18 protein-coding genes and 1 tRNA gene are annotated in these 18,493 nt (G+C 61.2%); 14 read left to right on the forward strand and 5 right to left on the reverse strand.

What is annotated here, in order from left to right:
* Positions 1-91: 91 nt before the first annotated feature.
* Positions 92-1,285: a TerD family protein gene (locus KGR00_RS18575; RefSeq protein ID WP_224418767.1), complete on the reverse strand. Its 1,194-nt coding sequence runs from the start codon at positions 1,283-1,285 to the stop codon at positions 92-94.
* Here KGR00_RS18575 and KGR00_RS18580 point away from each other — a divergent pair.
* The 12 genes from KGR00_RS18580 to KGR00_RS18635 all read left to right on the forward strand — a co-directional run bounded on the left by KGR00_RS18580 (position 1,285) and on the right by KGR00_RS18635 (position 10,508).
* Entirely contained in the window at positions 1,285-1,572 is a 288-nt protein-coding gene (locus KGR00_RS18580; RefSeq protein ID WP_224418766.1) for a hypothetical protein, read from the forward strand. The genes KGR00_RS18575 and KGR00_RS18580 overlap by 1 nt on opposite strands.
* Before the next feature lie 271 nt (positions 1,573-1,843).
* A complete protein-coding gene (locus tag KGR00_RS18585; protein ID WP_129140463.1) occupies positions 1,844-2,308 on the forward strand; it encodes a TerB family tellurite resistance protein in 465 nt (154 codons plus the stop codon).
* 15 nt (positions 2,309-2,323) lie between these two features.
* Complete coding sequence (locus tag KGR00_RS18590; RefSeq protein ID WP_224418765.1) at positions 2,324-3,325, forward strand: TerC/Alx family metal homeostasis membrane protein; 1,002 nt, start codon at positions 2,324-2,326, stop codon at positions 3,323-3,325.
* Positions 3,326-3,429: 104 nt separating this feature from the next.
* Entirely contained in the window at positions 3,430-4,002 is a 573-nt protein-coding gene (locus KGR00_RS18595; protein WP_129140465.1) for a TerD family protein, read from the forward strand.
* 65 nt (positions 4,003-4,067) lie between these two features.
* The gene (locus KGR00_RS18600) at positions 4,068-4,646 is read left to right on the forward strand and encodes a TerD family protein (RefSeq protein WP_224418764.1); all 579 of its coding nucleotides are present in this window, start codon (positions 4,068-4,070) and stop codon (positions 4,644-4,646) included.
* A 57-nt stretch (positions 4,647-4,703) separates the two neighbouring features.
* On the forward strand, positions 4,704-5,135 hold the full coding sequence (locus KGR00_RS18605; protein ID WP_162500862.1) for a hypothetical protein: 432 nt from the start codon (positions 4,704-4,706) through the stop codon (positions 5,133-5,135).
* Entirely contained in the window at positions 5,132-6,304 is a 1,173-nt protein-coding gene (locus KGR00_RS18610) for a phosphoribosyltransferase domain-containing protein (RefSeq protein WP_224418763.1), read from the forward strand. The genes KGR00_RS18605 and KGR00_RS18610 overlap by 4 nt, the downstream gene beginning before the upstream one ends.
* The gene (locus tag KGR00_RS18615) at positions 6,301-7,059 is read left to right on the forward strand and encodes a hypothetical protein (RefSeq protein ID WP_129140468.1); all 759 of its coding nucleotides are present in this window, start codon (positions 6,301-6,303) and stop codon (positions 7,057-7,059) included. Before KGR00_RS18610 ends, KGR00_RS18615 begins: the two co-directional genes overlap by 4 nt.
* On the forward strand, positions 7,056-8,189 hold the full coding sequence (locus KGR00_RS18620) for a cysteine protease StiP family protein (protein WP_224418762.1): 1,134 nt from the start codon (positions 7,056-7,058) through the stop codon (positions 8,187-8,189). Before KGR00_RS18615 ends, KGR00_RS18620 begins: the two co-directional genes overlap by 4 nt.
* The gene (locus tag KGR00_RS18625) at positions 8,186-9,061 is read left to right on the forward strand and encodes an aldolase/citrate lyase family protein (RefSeq protein ID WP_224418761.1); all 876 of its coding nucleotides are present in this window, start codon (positions 8,186-8,188) and stop codon (positions 9,059-9,061) included. Before KGR00_RS18620 ends, KGR00_RS18625 begins: the two co-directional genes overlap by 4 nt.
* 23 nt (positions 9,062-9,084) lie before the next feature.
* Positions 9,085-9,819 (forward strand): hypothetical protein, encoded by a 735-nt coding sequence (locus KGR00_RS18630; protein WP_129140471.1) that lies wholly within the window; start codon positions 9,085-9,087, stop codon positions 9,817-9,819.
* Positions 9,820-9,896: 77 nt separating this feature from the next.
* On the forward strand, positions 9,897-10,508 hold the full coding sequence (locus KGR00_RS18635) for a TerD family protein (protein WP_129140472.1): 612 nt from the start codon (positions 9,897-9,899) through the stop codon (positions 10,506-10,508).
* A 541-nt stretch (positions 10,509-11,049) separates the two neighbouring features.
* On the opposite strand, the gene KGR00_RS18640 is transcribed toward KGR00_RS18635, so the two are convergent.
* The 4 genes from KGR00_RS18640 to KGR00_RS18655 all read right to left on the reverse strand — a co-directional run bounded on the left by KGR00_RS18640 (position 11,050) and on the right by KGR00_RS18655 (position 16,477).
* Positions 11,050-12,717: a methyl-accepting chemotaxis protein gene (locus tag KGR00_RS18640; RefSeq protein WP_224418760.1), complete on the reverse strand. Its 1,668-nt coding sequence runs from the start codon at positions 12,715-12,717 to the stop codon at positions 11,050-11,052.
* Positions 12,718-13,025: 308 nt separating this feature from the next.
* Positions 13,026-13,131, reverse strand: a tRNA-Ser gene (locus KGR00_RS18645).
* Between the two features lie 506 nt (positions 13,132-13,637).
* A complete protein-coding gene (locus KGR00_RS18650; RefSeq protein ID WP_224424460.1) occupies positions 13,638-14,705 on the reverse strand; it encodes a phage portal protein in 1,068 nt (355 codons plus the stop codon).
* Entirely contained in the window at positions 14,702-16,477 is a 1,776-nt protein-coding gene (locus tag KGR00_RS18655) for a terminase family protein (protein ID WP_224424461.1), read from the reverse strand. The genes KGR00_RS18650 and KGR00_RS18655 overlap by 4 nt, the downstream gene beginning before the upstream one ends.
* A gap of 144 nt (positions 16,478-16,621) precedes the next feature.
* Between KGR00_RS18655 and KGR00_RS18660 the strand changes: the two genes are divergently transcribed.
* Together KGR00_RS18660 and KGR00_RS18665 are read left to right on the forward strand one after the other, a co-directional pair.
* Entirely contained in the window at positions 16,622-17,440 is an 819-nt protein-coding gene (locus tag KGR00_RS18660) for a GPO family capsid scaffolding protein (protein WP_224424462.1), read from the forward strand.
* Positions 17,441-17,452: 12 nt separating this feature from the next.
* Positions 17,453-18,487, forward strand: coding sequence for a phage major capsid protein, P2 family (locus KGR00_RS18665; RefSeq protein WP_224424463.1), 1,035 nt, complete (start codon positions 17,453-17,455; stop codon positions 18,485-18,487).
* Positions 18,488-18,493 lie beyond the last annotated feature (6 nt).

Raw genomic sequence — 18,493 nt, forward strand, 5'->3', positions numbered from 1 at the left:
ACGTCGCCGATTCCCCGAGACCGCTCGGGACGCGACCCACCAGGCATGATAGGAGCATGGCAGGCCCATCAGACGTTCCCGCCGCCGCGGTCTACTTCCGACCCGCCTTCCAGCGGAAGCCGAAGCCGTACTGCTTGTCCGCGACCTGGTGGCCCGCGAAGTAATTCACTTCCTTGGAGATGTGCAACGCGCCGTCTCGATTTTCCAGCATTGCGATCACGCAGAAGTTCTGCTGGCTGCCACTGGCATCCATGCGGATCTCGATTTCCGGTTGATCGGGCGTCTTGATCACGACACGGCCATCGGTCTGGGCCCAGTTGGGCACACCCTCGTAGATGAAGGCGAAGATCATCACACGCTTGACGTCGCTCCAGTGCTTGCCATTGATATAGAGGTTTTCGCCGGCATTCACCGCCCCCGTTCGATCGTCGCCATCCAGGAAGATGTAGGGAGCACTGTCGAGGCTACCGAAATGCCGGCCGAGGGCCTGCACGATGCCCTTGGTGCCATCGCGAAACTCGTACATGCACCCCAGGTCCAGATCGATGCCCCCCGACTTGCCGCCACCCAGTAGCGAGCCCAGCAAGCCTTTCTTGGCGCCGCCACCGCCGCCCGGGTTCCAGTTCAGGTTGACGTGGATCTTGCCGAAAGAGCTCGACGTCTTTTCCAGCGATATCGTGTCGCCCTTCTTGTCCAGGGTTATCTTACTGAGATTGATCGACTTCTTGGCCTCGGGACCGGGCTTGGCCGCTGACGGCGTCTCACGAGGCGTGGCCTGGCCGGCGCCACCCTCGACCTCGACGCCAAAGTGTTCGGCGAGTGGCGCCATGCCGCCGGCAAACCCCTGGTCGACCACTTTCACCTTCCATTCATCATTGCGACGATACAATTCGCAGACGATCAGGGATTTCTCGGGACGGCCGGCGCCTTGGCCGCCGAACGTGAAGTCGTCGCCTGCGCCGAAGAGCCGAAAGCTGTAGCCGCCGGCCAGTGCGGACAGGCCTTGCTCGACGGTCAGGACGAAGGCGATGCGCTCCAGGTGCGGCGGCACCTTGCTCAAGTCGACGCTAAACGTTGACCCGTCTTCCTGCGACACCGCACCGGAGGCATGACGTGGCTGATTGAAGAAGACGAAATCGACATCGGACGACACCTTGCCAGTCTTGGCGAGCAGGATCGCCGAGGCATCCAGGTCGATGGACGATGCATGGTCGACATTGAACTGCAACGTCAGCTGCGACGTCGAAAGCTTGGCATTCTGGCCAGCGACGAGAGGGGTACTCATTGCTTACTACATCCTCGGTTAAGGCAATTGCCGACGGTCATACCGCGATTTCGGCGCAGCCGCTGACGGCAGGGCGACTGGCCATACCAGCATTCGCAGGGATCGCCAGCGTCGACAATGGCAAAAGTCTCATGATGTGGCTAGAGAAACGTCGAGCCGACCTCACAACCACCCCCATTGTCGGCGATCACTTACAAAAGCAATGGCAAATGTCTTACACGCTTGACCGCCGCTGCAAGAAGGTAGTAAAGAGCACTGGAAAGCAAGGAACTTCATGGTTAAATTGATGTCCCTTCCTGCAACCTCATTGACACTCCGGGTATCTTGGAGGCAGCAAGCCGTAACGCATCTTTCGGCCTGCGACTTATAACCTTCTGTCGCACAAGGCTTTTCCATTCGCCCCACAGGCATCCGAGAAAGGCAAGAGTTTTTTGACACGCTGTCAAAAACCATCCACATGGGGCAGCGGAAACGACAGGATATCCATTGAAACGACAATGATTTTTAGTAACCTACGCTGAAATAACCGCTCATCATACGCTATCATTAGAGGTAAGCATGCTCAATTCCATCGTTGCGAAAGCCCGTGAATCCTTCTCGTCGCTCAAGGCAGACGCCCAGAAATTCAAGAACGACAGCTTCCTGAATGCCGCCATGGCAGCCAGTGCCATGATCACCGTTGCCGATGGCACCATCAGCCGCGAGGAAAAGCAGAAGGCGATCGCTTTCGTGCGCGCCCACGATGCGCTCAGTGTCTTCGACCCCAGCGAAGTTGCCAAGCGTTTCAAGAATTATCTGGATGCCTTGGACGCCGACAATCCCGACACGGATGTCGATATCGCCGAAATCACCGCCATGAGCGACATCGGCAAGGTCCGGAAAAACCCGGACCAGGCACGCATGGTGGTACGCCTGGCAATCGCCATCGGCGGTGCGGACGGCGACTTCGATGCTCAGGAGCAGGCTCAAGCCTCCAAGATCGCCAAGGAGCTGGGTCTCGATCCGGCAGAATTCGGCCTGTAAAGAGACGCTCACTACATGGACTTTGGCTTTCCCGTCGAGGCGGTCGTCATTCTGGCGATCGCCGTCGTGGCATCGGTGTGGCTCGACCTGTTCTCGCATCGCAATGCCGAAGAAGTCACCTTCAAGAACGCCGCCGCCTGGTCGGTCTTCTGGATCGCCCTGGCATTGGCCTTCTATGGCTATCTGAACCTTCGCTATTCGCCGGAAGCCGCGAGCCTTTTCCTGTCGGGTTATGTGCTCGAAAAAGCACTTTCGATCGATAACATGATGGTATTCGTGGCAATCTTCGCGAGCTTCAACATCAAGGGAATCCTCCAGCACCGGATCCTTTACTACGGTATTGCTGGCGCCTTGATCTTCCGCGCCATCTTCGTCGCCGCGGGCACTGCAGTGTTCGGCCTTTCCCACTGGATCGAAGTCCTGTTCGCCGCCATCGTCCTGTGGACCGGTGTCAAGATGTTCATCGGCAACGCCGATGACGAAGCGTCCGAGGATTACTCCGATCACTGGTCCGTTCGGTTGACTCGCCGCATCGTGCCGGTGATCCCACGACTGGTCGGCAAGCATTTCCTGGTGCGCAAGGACAAGGCTTATGAGGTCGCCGAACGCGAAGGCTTCGAGCTGCCAAAGCGGGCGGCCTTCTATGCCACCCCCATGTTGCTGTGTCTGATGTGCATCGAGATCTCCGACATCATCTTCAGCTTTGACAGCGTGCCGGCCATCATTGCCGTCACGCAGGAGCCCTTCCTCGTCTACGCCTCGGTGATCTTCGCGATCCTCGGGCTGCGTAACCTGTACTTCATGCTGGCCGCCGCCGCCAAGTATCTCGTCTACCTGGAGAAGGCTGTCGCGCTGGTACTGGTGTTTATCGCCGCGAAGCTGGCAAGCTCGGCGCTGGGCATCTACCACATCGACCATCAGGTCAGCCTGTTCGTGGTACTGGCATTGATCCTCGGAGGCGTCCTGTTAAGCCTGGTGTTTCCGGCCAAGGAAGAGAGCGTTAGCAACAACAACTAGGCATCCGGTGCCCCCTTCGGGGGGCATTGGCAAGTACCCGACGGGCATTTGCCAGTGCCTCTTTGCCAGGTGCTATCCCGTTTATCGCACTAAAGGAGCGTTACATGATCGATCTGAGCAAGGGCAGCCGCATCAACCTGTCCAAGGAAGCCCCCGGCGCCACGAAATTCACCCTCGGCATGGGCTGGGACACTCGCATCACGGATGGCGCCGACTTCGACCTGGACGCCTCTGCACTCCTGCTGGACGCCAATGATCAGCCCGTCGGCGGCACCAGTTCCCTGGTGTTCTACGGCCAGCTTGCGTCTCCTTGCGGCGGCGTCGCTTCTTCCGGCGACAACCGCACCGGCGAAGGCGACGGCGATGACGAGACCATCACGGTCGACCTGACCCAGCTCAATGCCGACATCGCGAAGATCGTGCTTGTCGTTACCATCCACGAAGCGGATGCCCGCGGCCAGAACTTCGGCATGGTCAATAACGCTTTCGTACGCATCCTCAAGGATGGTAACGACGAGCCGGTCGCACGCTACGACCTATCCGAAGACTACTCCACCGAAACCGCGGTCATCTTCGGTGAACTGTACAAGAAGGATGGTGACTGGCGCTTCGCTGCCAAGGGCGATGGCTTCGCCGGTGGCTTGGCCGCCTTCCTCAAAGGCTACGGCCTCCAGTAATTTTTCATCCGGCCAGGGACGATCCTGGCCGACTTCAATCAATGACGACTCGGGAAACGTGACGAATGGCTATTTCTCTTTCCAAAGGCGGCAACATCTCGCTGAGCAAGGAAGCCCCGGGGATCAAGAAGATCCGCATCGGGCTGGGATGGGATGCCCGTGTCACCACGGGGCAGGACTTCGACCTCGATGCCAGCGTTTTTCTGACCAATAGCGAAGGCAAGTGTCGCCAAGATCAGGACTTCATCTTCTACAACAACCTGAAATCCACCGACGGTTCGGTGGAGCACATGGGTGACAACCGCACCGGCGCAGGCGACGGCGATGACGAAGTCATCAAGGTCGACCTCGAGAAGGTCCCGTCAGACGTCGACAAGATCGCCGTTACCGTTACCATCCATGACGCTCAATCGCGTGGACAAAACTTCGGCCAGGTCGAGAATGCCTTTGCCCGCGTCATCAACGACGAGAGCGATCAAGAGATCGTGCGTTATGACTTGTCCGAAGACTACTCGGTGGAAGACGCAATGATCTTCTGCGAAGTCTATCGCAACAACGGTGAGTGGAAGTTCCGTGCCATCGGCCAGGGCTTCAGTGGCGGTCTCGCCGACCTGGCATCCAAGTACGGCTTGAATGCTTCCTGAATCGACACTCGGGTGGGGGCTTTTCTTGCCCCTACCCTTTGAGCTGGAGAAGACGGCATGTCGATGAAAGCCAAGCTTCGAGCCGATCTGATCGGTGCGGGCGAAGGGGCCTTCTGGTTAGTGATAACCTGGCTCGTGACTTGGGGAATGATGGTGCATAACGACTGGCTTTATCTGCTGGCGTTCGGCTTGTCGGTTCTGGCCGGCGGCGTGTGCTTCCTGCATCGACGTTCGGCGATCACCATGGGGCGTTATCGTGTCAGGGTCGGTCGCACGGAGATGTGGTGGCACCTGCTGGTAATTCCGGTGCTGTTGGCACTGGTGATCTGGACCATTCTGGAAAGCCTGTTCGGCGGGATCGACGATGCCCGCTACAAGCTGGTACTTCTGGCCAGCTTGAGCACCGCCGGTTGGGTGGTTTACTGCCTGACCAACATCTTGAAGCGGGTTTTCCAGAGTTTCCGGAACAACCGGAAAAGACCGGCATGAGTACGCAGAACATGATCCACGGTATTCAGGCGGGTCGTCTGACACTAGAACTCACCGACAATGGTCACCGACTCGACGAACTCCTCGCGTTCGCCTCGCGTCTCAACCCTCGTCGGGGATACCTTTTCGTGTCGCGAGTCCTGGGCAAACACATTCCGGTTCGCCCGACAAAGATGGATGCCATTCATGCCGAACTCGCAGAATCCATTCATCTACTCGGTGACACGGCCTATGTGGTGGGCATGGCCGAGACCGCCGTGGGCCTTGGTGCCGGCATCGCTCGTCACCTGGGAGACTTGCATACGCATAGCGTCTTCCACCACACCACGCGATTTCTGGTACCCAAGCCTTGGATACGTATCCGGGAGGCACATTCGCATGCCGATACCATGCACATGGCACGGCTTTCCAGCGAGGCCGCACTAGCCATCGAGGGCACCCGGGATCTGGTACTGGTCGACGACGAGATATCGACCGGTTTGACCCTGGCGCAACTTGCCAGCACATTGCTCGCCCAGCCCGAGCTGGCCCACGTCAAACGGCTGCACATCGTCTCGCTGGTGAGCTGGTTGACCGACGCTGCCCGGTCCCGGCTGTTGGCGGCGTTGCCGAGACACGTCGATGTCGAATTCGTGCAGTTGATGGCCGGCACGTTCGACTTCTCGCCGGATCCCACCTACCAGGCGAGCTTGCCGGGCGATGTCGACACCGACTTCTGCGATGTCTTGCTGACCTCCAGCGAGTCGCCTGATACTCCCCGCCCCCTTGAACGAGAAGGCCTTTACGGCAAGATTCTCACCGCGACGCCCCTGGCCCCTTCACGGGAAATAGAACTGCACCGGAGACTCGACCCTAGCCGACCCCATGTGGTCTATGGCATGGGCGAGTTTCTCGATGCCCCTTTCCGGCTGGCCCTGGATCTCGAGAAGCAAGGCATGGATGTCCTTTTCCAAAGCTCGACACGTTCACCGATCGCACTCGGCGACGCCGTGACATCCCGCCTTGAGCACCCTGCTCCCGGTAATAATGGCAAGACCCACTTCTTGTACAACGCCCCATTACGCCATACCCCCCTGGCCTTCGACGGCATCGGCCGTCCGGCATTGAGCCAGGCACTCGAAGCAGCTCACCGGCGTCTCGCCGGGCAAGCCGATGGAGTCATGGCATGAGCGGGGGCCGACTTATTCTGCTGACCGATCTGGACGACACACTGTTTACCAGTGAGCGGTCCCTGCCCGATACGGCGACCGGGGTAAACCTGGCGGCCGTCGATGGCCAGGGACGACCACTATCCTTCCAGACCCATCAACAGCACACGCTGTGGCGATTGCTCGCGGAATCGGCAGACCTCATCGTTCCGGTGACCGGTCGAACCAGCTATGCACTGGAACGTGTTGCACTGCCATTCCGGGGGGGCTATGCCGTGGTCAGCCATGGTGCACTGGTCACCCAAAACGGGCGGGTACACCCAGCATGGCGGGCACGCCTGGCGCCTCGACTCGACGAGGCGCGAAGCGTCCTTGCTCGGGCTCATGCCGCACTGCAAGCAACTCTGCCAAGTGCCTATCCGGCACTGGACGTTTCACTGCGCCTGCTCGAGGATCTCGAGGTGCCTGTGTATCTATCAATCAAGGCATCCGGAACGCTGCCCGATGAGGCACATGACCTGTGCGCACGCATCGCCCGGGAGCATGGGCTGAATCTCCACGCCAATCGTCGCAATGCCGCTCTGCGCCCACCCTATACCTGCAAGGCCGAGGCCTGCCGCTTCCTGCTCGACGAGGTCGTTCAGCGCCAGCCCGAGGATACCGTGATAACCCTCGGTGACAGCCTATCGGATCTGCGTTTCATGACCCGGGGAGACATGGCCTTGATACCCACGCAGAGTCAAATCTGGAACCAGCTGAAGGATATCGCACAATGACTGCGGCCGCGCTCGCCCCTCTGCATGGCTCCTATCTGCCGGATGACTGCCAGTTCCTGCTGACCCCGATCGAGGCGGACTACCTTACCATCGAGGAAAAAGAGCGCCGAATCCAGTCGGGCCAGGCTCACTACAGCGAGATGATTCATCGCGAGTCAGCGCCCAGCCCTCGCTACCTGGCACTGTTCGAGACGCTCTGCGAGCGCTATGCGCCTCGCCTCGCCAATGAAGTTCGTCAGCTCGCAAGCCAGATCGTCGCTGACCTGGGACACAGCGACACGCCACTCGTCCTGGTGAGTCTGGTGCGGGCAGGAACACCGGCCGGCGCCCTTCTGCGCCGCGCGCTGATCAACCATGAACATCAGGCCTGCCACCATTACAGTGTCTCGATAATCCGCGACCGCGGCATCGATAGCATCGCGATGGATTATTTGCTGGACGATGTCGGCGTCGACCCCCGACGTGTCGTCTTCGTCGATGCCTGGACAGCCAAGGGTGTCATCACTCGCGAGCTTCGTCAGGACATAGCCCGCTACAACGACACACGCCGAGCCAGGAACAAGGACACCATCGTTCCGCGGCTGGCGGTGATCTCGGACATTGGCGGCACTGCCGACTACGCGGCAACCTGCGAGGATTACGCGATCCCCTCCGGCATACTCAATGCCACCGTGTCGGGTCTCGTTTCGCGCTCGGTGCTCAATCATCGAGTGCCGGCTGGTGCCTTCCACGGCTGCGTGGTGTACCACGAACTCGCCGAACACGACCGTAGCCAAGCTTTCATCGAGCATGTCGCTGCGCATCTGATCACACCGAGCCCAGCGGTCGCCCCCCCGTCGGACGCCGATCGGACACGCCAGCAGGCCCTGATGCAGGCAATGCTCGACCGGATCCAGCGCGACTACGCGGTCCATGATATCAACCACATCAAGCCGGGCATCGCCGAAGCCACGCGGGTGATGCTGCGCCGTGTACCGGCCTTGTTGATGGTGCGCGACCCGGCGCATCCCGATGTCGAGCATCTCCTGCTGCTTGCCGAGGAAAAGGGCGTGGCAATCGAGGTACGCCCCGACATGCCTTTTCATGCCTGCTCACTGATCCAGGCCCTGGTTCATCAGGAGGCGCCATGATGACCTGCCCTCGCTATGGCGATATGGGCGCCTCCCTCTATGTACCGGCGACCCACAAGTCGCTCGAGAGCATTCTTGCCGATGGCTGTCATGGTGCACGGTCACTGATCCTGTGCACCGAGGATGCCGTGGCAGCCGATGCGGTGGCCTGGGCCGTTCGCCGCTTGATCCGAACGCTGCAGGCCGCTCCCGACGAGGTAACATTTCTACGTTTCGTGCGGCCACGCAACCCGTTCGTGCTTCGCCAGTTGATAGAAGTGCCCGAGGCCCTGGCACGCCTCGATGGCGTGGTGATCCCCAAATTCGACGATACCTCGGCCCCCGAGTGGCACGACGTGCTCGAGCGTTGCCCCCAGTTGCCCGTCATGCCGACCCTCGAAACCCCCTCGCTATTTCGCGAGGACACCGCCTTGGCGACACTCGAGGCCGTCCAGAGCCTGCGCAACCCGGTGATCGCGCTGCGTATCGGCGCCAACGATCTACTGGGCGCCATCGGTCTCAAGCGTCAGCCAGGTCAAACGGTCTACGAAACGCCGCTGCGCTCGACGCTGGAACGCCTGATCACGCTGTTCCGACCGGCGGGTTATGAACTAGCCGCGCCGGTCTGCGACCTGATCGGCGAGACGGAGACGCTCTCCCGTGAAGTTGCCCAGGACATCGCCTGGGGCTTCTATTCCAAGACCTGCGTACATCCCTCCCAGCTGGCAGTGATCGAAGAGCATTTTGCCCAGGCCTTGAGACGTCAGAAACAACAGGCCCACGCCTTGCTCAACAGCCACGATGCCGTTTTTCAGGATGCCGGCCAGATGCTGGAGCAAGCCTGCCACAGTCACTGGGCAAGGCGTATCGCCACCCTGCAGTCCACTTCATAGCCCAATAACGCGAGAGAACCGAGATGATCAACCTTACCAAGCCCGACGAAACGGCAACGATCGACCTGAGCAAGGGAAGTTCCGACATCGTGGTCCGCGCCCAATGGGTCGACAATGGCGATGGCGACGATGGCAACGACGACCTCGACCTGCGCTGCTCGATCCTGCATCCGGGTGACAAGATGTACCTGGTGGACGGCGAATATCGCGGCTCGCTTCAGGAACCGCCGTTCGCCCATCACCACGGTGACGTCCAGAGTGCCAGCGTCGACATGCCCGGCGAAGAGGTGATCACCGTGGCGCGTGATATCGCCAAGCGGGCCGGCGGCCCCGTGGCTTTGTGCTTCAGCGTCTACTCGGCGCTGAACAATGGCGCGGTCTCGGTCGCCTCCCTACGCCCGCAAATGAAGATGAGCTGTGGCAACGATGAGGTCGTTTGCAGCTTCGATTTCAACCAGGGACCCGGCGCCAACAATCCCAACATCTACACCTATGTCATCGGCTACGCGATTGTCACCGAGGACGAAGTCATCCTTGCGCCATCCGGCAAGACCTCGAAGCCAGGTCAAGAAGAAACACCGTGGATCTTCTGGAAGAATGACTCTATCGATATCGATATTGTCGGTCCAGCCGTCTTCAAGGGTGCCCAGACCAAACACTCCGAAAAGTACAACAAGCAAGCCAATATTTCGTACCGTTTCGTGAATGTTCCCGCAACACCGAAAAAGAAAGGCCTGCTAGGCGGCCTATTCGGCTAACGAGAGCAAGCCGGGCCGAGGCCGCTCGGCGTTTTCCGTCGTAATAGCAGTACACTCATTCATAGGAAGGAAATCGTATGGCTATCAGTCTGTCCAAGGGGCAACGTATCAGCCTGGAAAAACAGGATGGCGGCACGCTGGACTATATCGAGATCGGTGTTAACTGGGGGGCCATCGAGAAGAAAGGTTTCTTCGGCGGCAAGAAGCACGTCGCGGTCGACCTGGATGCCTCAGTAGGCCTGTTCGATGCACAGGGTAATCTGGTCGATACGGTCTTTTTCCAGAAGCTCACTTCGTCATGCGGCTCGATCAAGCACAGCGGCGACGACCGAGTCGGTGATACGGGTGGCGACGATGGCCAAGACAACGAAGTCATTCAGATCGACCTCAAGAGCGTCCCGGCCAACGTCGACAAGCTGGCGCTGGTTCTGAACTCATTCTCGATGCAGAACTTCGGCGAGATTCCCTTCGCAGGCATCCGTATCCACGACGGAAAAGCCGGCAAGGGCAACATCTTCGCGACCTTCGACGTCGCGAATGACCCCTCCTTCTCGGGCCGTGTCAGCATGATCATGGGCAGCGTATACCGTCACGAAAACACTTGGAAGTTTCGATCCATCGGCGCCGCCATCCCCGAGAAGCGGCTGCAGGATTCTCTAGCCGCCTTCGCTCGTGATTACGCAAACTGAATCCTTCACTCAAGGAGTGGCGGGTCCACCAAGCGCTCAGTCGCACCGCCCGATATCGAGGATGCCGGTGTTGCCCGGCTATCGACTCGCCGGCGGACCTCGTGACTGACTGAGCGAGGCAGTGCCGCTAAACCAAGGCTGGCGGCACCGCCGCCGGGCCGTGGCGACATGCTATGCCCCGCGACACAACCTGGGCATACCGGAAACTTAAGGACGCGTTTTCAAACCCTGATGATGATGGGCGTCGGGGGCAAGGCGAAGCGAGGGCCCTTTGCCATGGATGGCAAAGGTAGCGCCCAGGGAGGGGTTTACAGCGCCCTCGCAACGGTCCGACGCCTCGGGCCTTGCCACCGAGGAAGCCCATCCCGTCCATCGGTTATGAAAGCAACTCTAAAGCCCTCCCGAACACGGCATGTCAAAACCGGGCATTGGCTGGAAAACTGTCCATCAGGCTTCCCGATGGGCAGTTTTCGCTATATCGCCGGCGAACTTCGCGAGTAGGCACCGCAGCCTGGCCATCATAACGGCCCGTCAGTCGCGATCAGAACGCTTCCCATGCCTCCGTGGTACTGTTTCCGAGCTTCCGGCGCTCGGGCACGGCAGGAACAGGGGCTCGAGCCGGCTCGGACGCCGGAGAGGGGGTCGCGACCACGTACTGATCGCTGGTGCGGAATTTTGCGATCATCCCGGCCAGCGTTTCGGCCTGTCCCTTCAGGGACGCCGCAGCCTGACTCGTTTCATCCACCAGCGAGGCGTTCTGCTGCGTCGCCGAGTCCAGTTGGGTCAGGGCGATGTTGATCTGCTCGATGCCACTGTTCTGTTCACGGGTGGCAATCGAGATCTCCTTCATCAGATTGGACACCTGCCTGATCGCGGCCACCGAGGACTCGATCGTCTCGCCGCTGCGCTTGGCCTGCTCGACGCCGCCCGCGATGTCCCGGACCGTGGTCTCGACCATCTCGCGAATGCTCTTCGCCGATTCCGCACTACGACTCGCCAGTGAACGGACCTCCTGGGCGACCACGGCAAAACCCCGTCCCTGCTCACCGGCACGAGCCGCTTCGACCGAGGCGTTCAAGGCGAGAATATTGGTCTGGAAGGCAATCGAGTCGATGATCTCCACGACGGCGTTGACCTGCCTGGAACTCTCGGCGATCGCCTCCATCAGTTGCGTGGTGCGTTTTACCTCGACGCCCCCCACCTCGGCGGCATCCGCCGCGTCACCGGACAGCCGGTCCGCCTCCTGAGCGGAATCCGTGTTCTGGCGAACCGTCGACGCCATCTCCTCCATGCTCGAAGCGGTCTCCTGGAGCGCGGCCGCCTGAGCCTCCGTCCGCGAGGCCAGGTCCTGGCTGCCCAGGGCGATCTCGTTGGAACCGGTGAACACGCTCTCGCTACTGCGACGAAGTTCCCGAACCAGCCCGCTCAGGTTGTCCTGCATGTCGTCCAGCGCCGTGAACAGCACCGAGATCTCATCGCGTCCATCGCGGTCGATGTGCGACGTCAGATCCCCATCGGCAACGCGCTGCGCGACGCCGACGGCACGATGCAGGGGTCGGGAGATACTCAGGGTAATCACGTAGGCCAATACCACCGCCAGCATGAGCGCGATCGCGGCGAACATCACCAGCGACCAGAGCGAGATCCGATACTGCTGATCGATCTGCCCCCTGGCGAGAGCCACCCGCTCCGATACCGCCACGTCGATCTTCTCCGCCAGGTCCTCGAGGCGATAGATGGCATCCTTGTACTGGCTGAAGGCCCGATTGGCCTGCGCCGTCTCCCGGATTTCGCCGCTGACGATCCGTTCATGCACGGAGCGGAAACCCGCTGCATAAGCTTCCAGCGCCTTTTCGGCATCACCGTAGAGGGTCTGTATCGCTTCCTGACGCGCCAAGCGCCCCCCTTCCTCGAGCGCGGCCGCCAGGGCCTGCCGCGACGCCTCCCACTTGCCGAAATAGGCATCGGACTTCTCGGCATCCGCAATGTTGATGAAGGTATCCTTCTCGAATCGGCGCTCTTCGAGTGCCAGCGTCTGGATCGTCGCCGCGTTGTTGCCCAACGCGATGTCCTCGTTGAGCGTTTTATCCGTTATGGCCTTTATCGAGTAGAGCCCGAGGGATCCGGTGGCGAAGGTACCGAGCAGCAATGCCAGAACGGCGCCAAAGGCAATTCCCAACCGAGTGCCTATCTTGAAACGTGAGAGCATGTGCCACTCCTCAGTGGTTGTCGTTTCGCGGTTGTGAGGAGTATCGGTATCGGGCGGGGCTTCTGAAACAGGAAAACGGCTTTTCAACGCGGCTTTTGCAATGTTTCACAAAGTCGACTTAGCCAGACATCCGTCGAGCGAATCCGACATAGCCATAGGCACTGCACTTCTGGAACCGTGAGCGGGAAAGGAACAACAGGGTGGGAAAGGAACGGACGGGGGCGCTCGAGGTGAGCCGCGATCTTCCGCAAGATTCGCAGCGCATTGAAAGAAGGGCGGCGGAATTGCCGCCAACCCTCTGTTTTCACTGGTGCCGACGAGTGGACTCGAACCACCGACCTACGCATTACGAGTGCAATAGCGACACCCCATAACATGCGCCCTCCAGCCCGCCACCCCAGAAAATACGCCGCCTCTGTAAAAATGAGACGATTCGCAAATACTCGATTTTTGGCACACTCGATGTACCAAGAGTGCACCACAGGGCCCCCTAACGCCTAGCGATTTCCACACCATCGCCGTGACAAACCGACTGTGGATAAAAAGCGCGTAAATCCGCATAAAAATTCGGCGCAGTATAACCGCCTCGAGCCCCAGTCATGGCGCGGCTTCCGCCCAGGTGCAGGAGTGCATAAATTCAGCCCCATTTAGCGCGCGGGCGGGGCGGGGTGTCGACGGCGCGCCATGGGTCGCTGGCAGGGCCGGGGGTGGGGCAGGCTGGCCGCGTGCGCGCCGATCACGACAGAAGCAAGGCGCGACGAAGGCGAACGCTCAGCAGCGCTCACGCGAGCGCTGCGGCGCGTCTCGCGGCATAGTCGCAAATCGAAAAGCTAACGCGTCGCAAAATCGAGAGGCAGCACGCAAGCAAAAAAATGCCGCCCGGGTGGGCGGCGAGGTCTTACTAGGAACTGGAGCCGAAGCTATCGGCTGGGGTCGAGCGGGTCGGCAGGCTGCGGTGCATCCAGCGAGTAGGGGCGGAACCTCACCACTTCCTCGCCGACCCGGTCATTGATCTCAAGCATGGTCTGCTGGAGGGGCTCAAGCTCGTTGGCCACAAACACCCGGGCGGCCTTTTCAACGTCACCGAATCCGCCCGTGTTCTGCGGGATTATACCCATCAACTGGGGCGGGATGCGATGCCCGGCCAGTTGGTCGTCCCTGGTGATATTTTTGATGTTCCAGAACTCATCCTTGGCCGCCACCTCCGACACCGGGATGATCTGCACCCCGTCCTTCTTGCCCTTCGGCGCGTAGAGAAACAGGTTGCGGAAGTTACCCGGCCCCTTCGAGTCGCGCAGCGCCTGACGCATCGCCGTGATGTCGTTCTTGTCGTGGGCCTCGTCGTTCACGTACATGATGAACCCGGCATGGCTGCCGTTGAGATAGTACCGGCGCCGGAACAGCGTCGCGGACTCGTTGAGCCAGGCCGACTGCAGCGAGCCGATGTAGTCCGGCAGCCCATAGACCTCCTGGTCGATGTCGGGCTCCATCAGGTGGATGGTCCGCCCCGCCGGCAGCTCGGTGCGATTGATCCAGTCCGGAACCCAGAAATAGCGATCCACCTGGGCGCCGCGGCGCATGTACTTGGCCGGCAGGCGGCGCAGCTCGAGCAGCCGCCCCAGGCGCCCGCGGATCTCTTCGAGGTAGCTGTTGCCGAACACCAGGTGGTCGAGGGCCAACGCAGAGAACGCCTGCCGGCTCAACAGCGGATGCGGCTGGAAGGTCCGCAGCAGGATGTTGCGCTTCACCTGGAGCGCCGAGCCGTGGTGCGCCGTTGCCCGGTAGCTTTTCGCCAGGATCGTGAACGGGATCGGTGGCTCGTACCACTCGTTCGGCGACAGCCACACCCCCTCATAGAAGAAGTCTCGCAGACTGGTGACCGGCTCGGGGTCCCCGAAGCTGAATGCCTCGGCCCGAGCCGGGGCACTACTCTGGCTGAGCACGGCAGGGACGCGCACGCGCGGCTTGGCGGTGGCTGACTCGCTCATTCGAAGATCTCCATCAGGGATTCGCTGGTCTCGCCGGCGGGGCCGTCGATCGGTTCGTTATGGAGCGCGTGCATCGTCGCCCACGCGAGGTCCGCGTGGCCGGTCTTGGCATTGCGCCCCGAGGTGTAGGTGAATTGGCGACCGCTGGCGGTGAGCTCTTTCTTGATCGCCATGAAGGACTGGGCCAGGTCGGTCCACCCGGCGTCGAACGCCAAGCGGTCCTTGCGGATGATCTGCTGGGTCTGCATCACCATCCGGGCCTTGAGATCGGCGGTGTAGTGGTACCGGGTCACCAGCGGGAACCACTTCTCGACGTGCTCGGCCACAGCGCCGCCAATCCCGGTGGTGTCGATACCGATGTGGTCGATGTCGTACTTGTTGGCGAAGCCCTTGATGAATGCGGCCTGTGCCTCGTAGTCCTGCCCTTTCAGCCGGTGGCGCTCGAGGATCCGGTGCTGCTCGCTCGATGACCTGGCCGGCAGCACCACCACCAGCCCGGCGCCGTCACCGTCCTCGCTGGTCCCGGTCGGGTCGTAGCCGATCCACACCCCACGGCTGCCCACCGGGCGCGGCGCGAACGGCCGGTAGTCGTCCCACTCTTCCCAGGCATCGACCATGCAGCCCTGGAGCACACCCAGCGGGAACGCGCTCTGGCTGTCGTCAACGAACTCGCACAGAAAGAGATTCGAGAACTCATCGTCGCTGTACTCGAAGCGCAGGTCATCGATGTCGAACAGATCACAGCCGCCGGCCTGGGCGTCGTAAACCGTGACCACCTGTTTCCATTGTCGATCGCCGCATAGCGCGCCGTCCTTGAGTGCGGCGTGGCTGGTATCGATCTCGACCCGGTCGGCCTTCTTGCGCCGGCGATTGATCCGCTCGCCGGTCCAGAACGGGTGCGCCTCGTGTGCCAGCGACGACGGCGTCGAGAAATAGGTCTGACGCCATTGCTTATGGGTGGCCATCGCCGAGGCCACCTTGCGGAACTGCTCGAAGTTGAGAATCCAGAAATATTCGTCGAGGTAGACGTCACCGTGATAGCCCTGGGCTGTTTTGCTGTTGGTGCCCAGAAAGTGCAGTTCCGCCCCGTTGTCGAGGATGATCGGGTCGCCGCGGAGTTCGACGTCGCAGGTCTCTTTGACGAACTGGATGATGTAGCTCTTGAAAATGTGCGCCTGGGCCTTCGAAGCGGAAAGGAAGATCTTGTTCTTGCCCGTGGTGAAGGCGTCGACGATCGCCTCGCGGGCGAAGTAGAACGTCGCCCCGATCTGCCGGCTTTTCAGGATATTGCGGATCCGGTGCTTCTGGCCGGCGGCATACCAGGTCCGCTGATAGTCGAACAGCGAGTCGTGAAAGGCGTCCTGCAGCGCGACCAGCTGCTCGTCGGTCAGTGCGTTGCGCCGCGGCTTGCGCTTCTCGCCGGCGTTGCGCGCGGCGAGGTTCGGATTGAGGTCGCCCTCCTTGCCCGTCTCCTGGTACCGGTGAACCCGGGCCAGTCGCTCGATCTGCCTCCCCAAGAGGTCGATCTCTTTGTAGTCACCGCTGGTTTTCCGATCCTTCACGATCAACTGCACCAGGCGGGCCTCGAGCGCCCCTTCCACCCGCTGGGTCGGCTTCGCGTCTTCCCAGCCGTCGCGATCCTTCCAGCTGTGAACAGTGGCCGGCTTCAGGTCGAGAAACTCGGCGATTCGCGCGACACGCCAGCCCTGCCAGTACAGGTGGCGGGCCGTCAGTCGCGGGGAGTCGGGGGTGTCGGGGGCTGTCGTCGTCATGCGGCCAGCGTACCCGCGCGCCCCGGCGAGCCCGCTCATGACGCGTTGTAGATCGGGAATCTACAACGCGGCGGCGTTGAGTTGATATCAACCGGCGCGGAACCTGACGGCACGACGAATGCCGCTATCCCCGAGGACACCGCCATGAAATGGTTCCGCGTCGCCACCGAAGGCGCCACGACCGACGGCCGCAAGATCTCGCGTGACTGGATCACGCAGATGGCCAACAACTTCGACCGCAGCAAGTACGGTGCCCGCGTCTGGCTCGAGCACACTCGCGGCCTGTTCGCCGACGGCCCCTTTCCGGCGCTGGGCGACGTCACCGCGGTCAAGGCCGAGGAAGTCGAGGACGGCAAGCTCGGGCTTTTCGTGCAGCTCGACCCCACCGACAAGCTCAAGCAGATCAACGGCGAACGCCAGAAGGTCTACACCAGCATCGAAGTGGACCCGGAGTTCGCCGACACCGGTGAAGCGTATCTCGTGGGGCTCGCGGTGACCGACTCCCCGGCGTCGCTGGGTACCGAGATGCTGCAGTTCAGCGCCCAGCAGGGCCAGGCCTCCCCGCTGGCCCACAAGAAACAGCGCGCCAAGAACCTCTTCACCGCCGCGATCGAAACCGAGCTCGATTTCAGCGAGGAACCGCCGGCCGACAACGGACCCACGCTCACCGAGCGGGTCAAGGCACTGTTCAAGCGTCACGACGCCAAGACCGCCCAGGGCTTCGCCGCCTTTCGCACCGAGCTCGAAGGCACCCTCGAGCTGTTCGTCGAGAAGCACAACGCCGTGCGCGACGACCTCGCCAAGCGCCCCACCGCCGAGGCCTTCAAGGAGTTGCAGGACGCCCACGCCGAGACCCAGCGGCGTCTCGAAGCGCTCTACACCACGCTCGACCAAACCCCCGACACGCCGGCCCGCGCAACCGCCACTGGCGGCGATGGCGGTACCGAACTGACCGACTGCTAAGGATCGCCATCCATGCGCAACGACACCCGCATCGCCCTCAACCGCCTGCGCGAACGCATCGCCCATCTCTCGGGCGTATCCAGCGCCGCCGAGAGCTTCGCCGTGGCACCCAGCGTGCAGCAGACGCTGGAGACCAAGATCCAGGAATCGAGCGAGTTCCTCAGCCAGATCAACATCGTCGGCGTCGACGAGTTGAAGGGCGAAAAGCTCGGCCTGGGCATCAGCGGCCCGATCGCCGGACGCACCGACACCACCCAGAAAGACCGCGCGCCGCGCGACCTCACCGGGCTGGACCCCAATGGCTATGAGTGCGTGTCGACCGAGTTCGACACCTACCTCCCGTGGAGCAAATTGGACGCCTGGGCCAAGTTCCCCGATTTCCAGACCCGGGTGCGCAACGCCATCATCCGCCAGCAGGCACTCGACCGAATCATGGTGGGCTTCAACGGCACGATGGCGGCGGCCGAAACCGATCGTGTCGCAAACCCGCTTTTGCAGGATCTGAATATCGGTTGGCTGCAGCACTACCGTAACGACGCCCCGGCCCGCGTGCTCTCGGGTGGCAAGACGGACGGTAAGATCCTGATCGATGACACCGATGACGAAGCGGCGGAAAACGGCATCGTCGGTGACTACGCAAACCTCGATGCCCTGGTCATGGATGCCGTCAACGAGATGATCGACCCGTGGTTCCGGGAGTCCACCGACCTGGTGGCGATCATGGGCCGGAAGATGCTCGCCGATAAGTACTTCCCGCTGGTCAACAAGGAGCAACCGCCCACCGAGCAGCGTGCCCTGGACCTGATCATCAGCCAGAAGCGTGTCGGAGGCCTGCAAGCCGTGCGCGCGCCCTTCGTCCCCGACGGCGCGATCTTCATCACCGCGCTCAGCAACCTGTCGCTCTACTGGCAGAACGGCAGCCGCCGTCGCTATATCAAGGACAAGCCCGAGCGCAAACGCGTCGAGAACTACGAGTCCAGCAACGACGCCTATGTCGTGGAGGATTACGGGTTCGGCTGCCTCATCGAGAACATCACTAGCAAGTAAGGAGTG

Origin of the sequence: Modicisalibacter sp. MOD 31.J (assembly GCF_020147985.1) — a bacterium.
Lineage (GTDB): Bacteria > Pseudomonadota > Gammaproteobacteria > Pseudomonadales > Halomonadaceae > Modicisalibacter > Modicisalibacter coralii.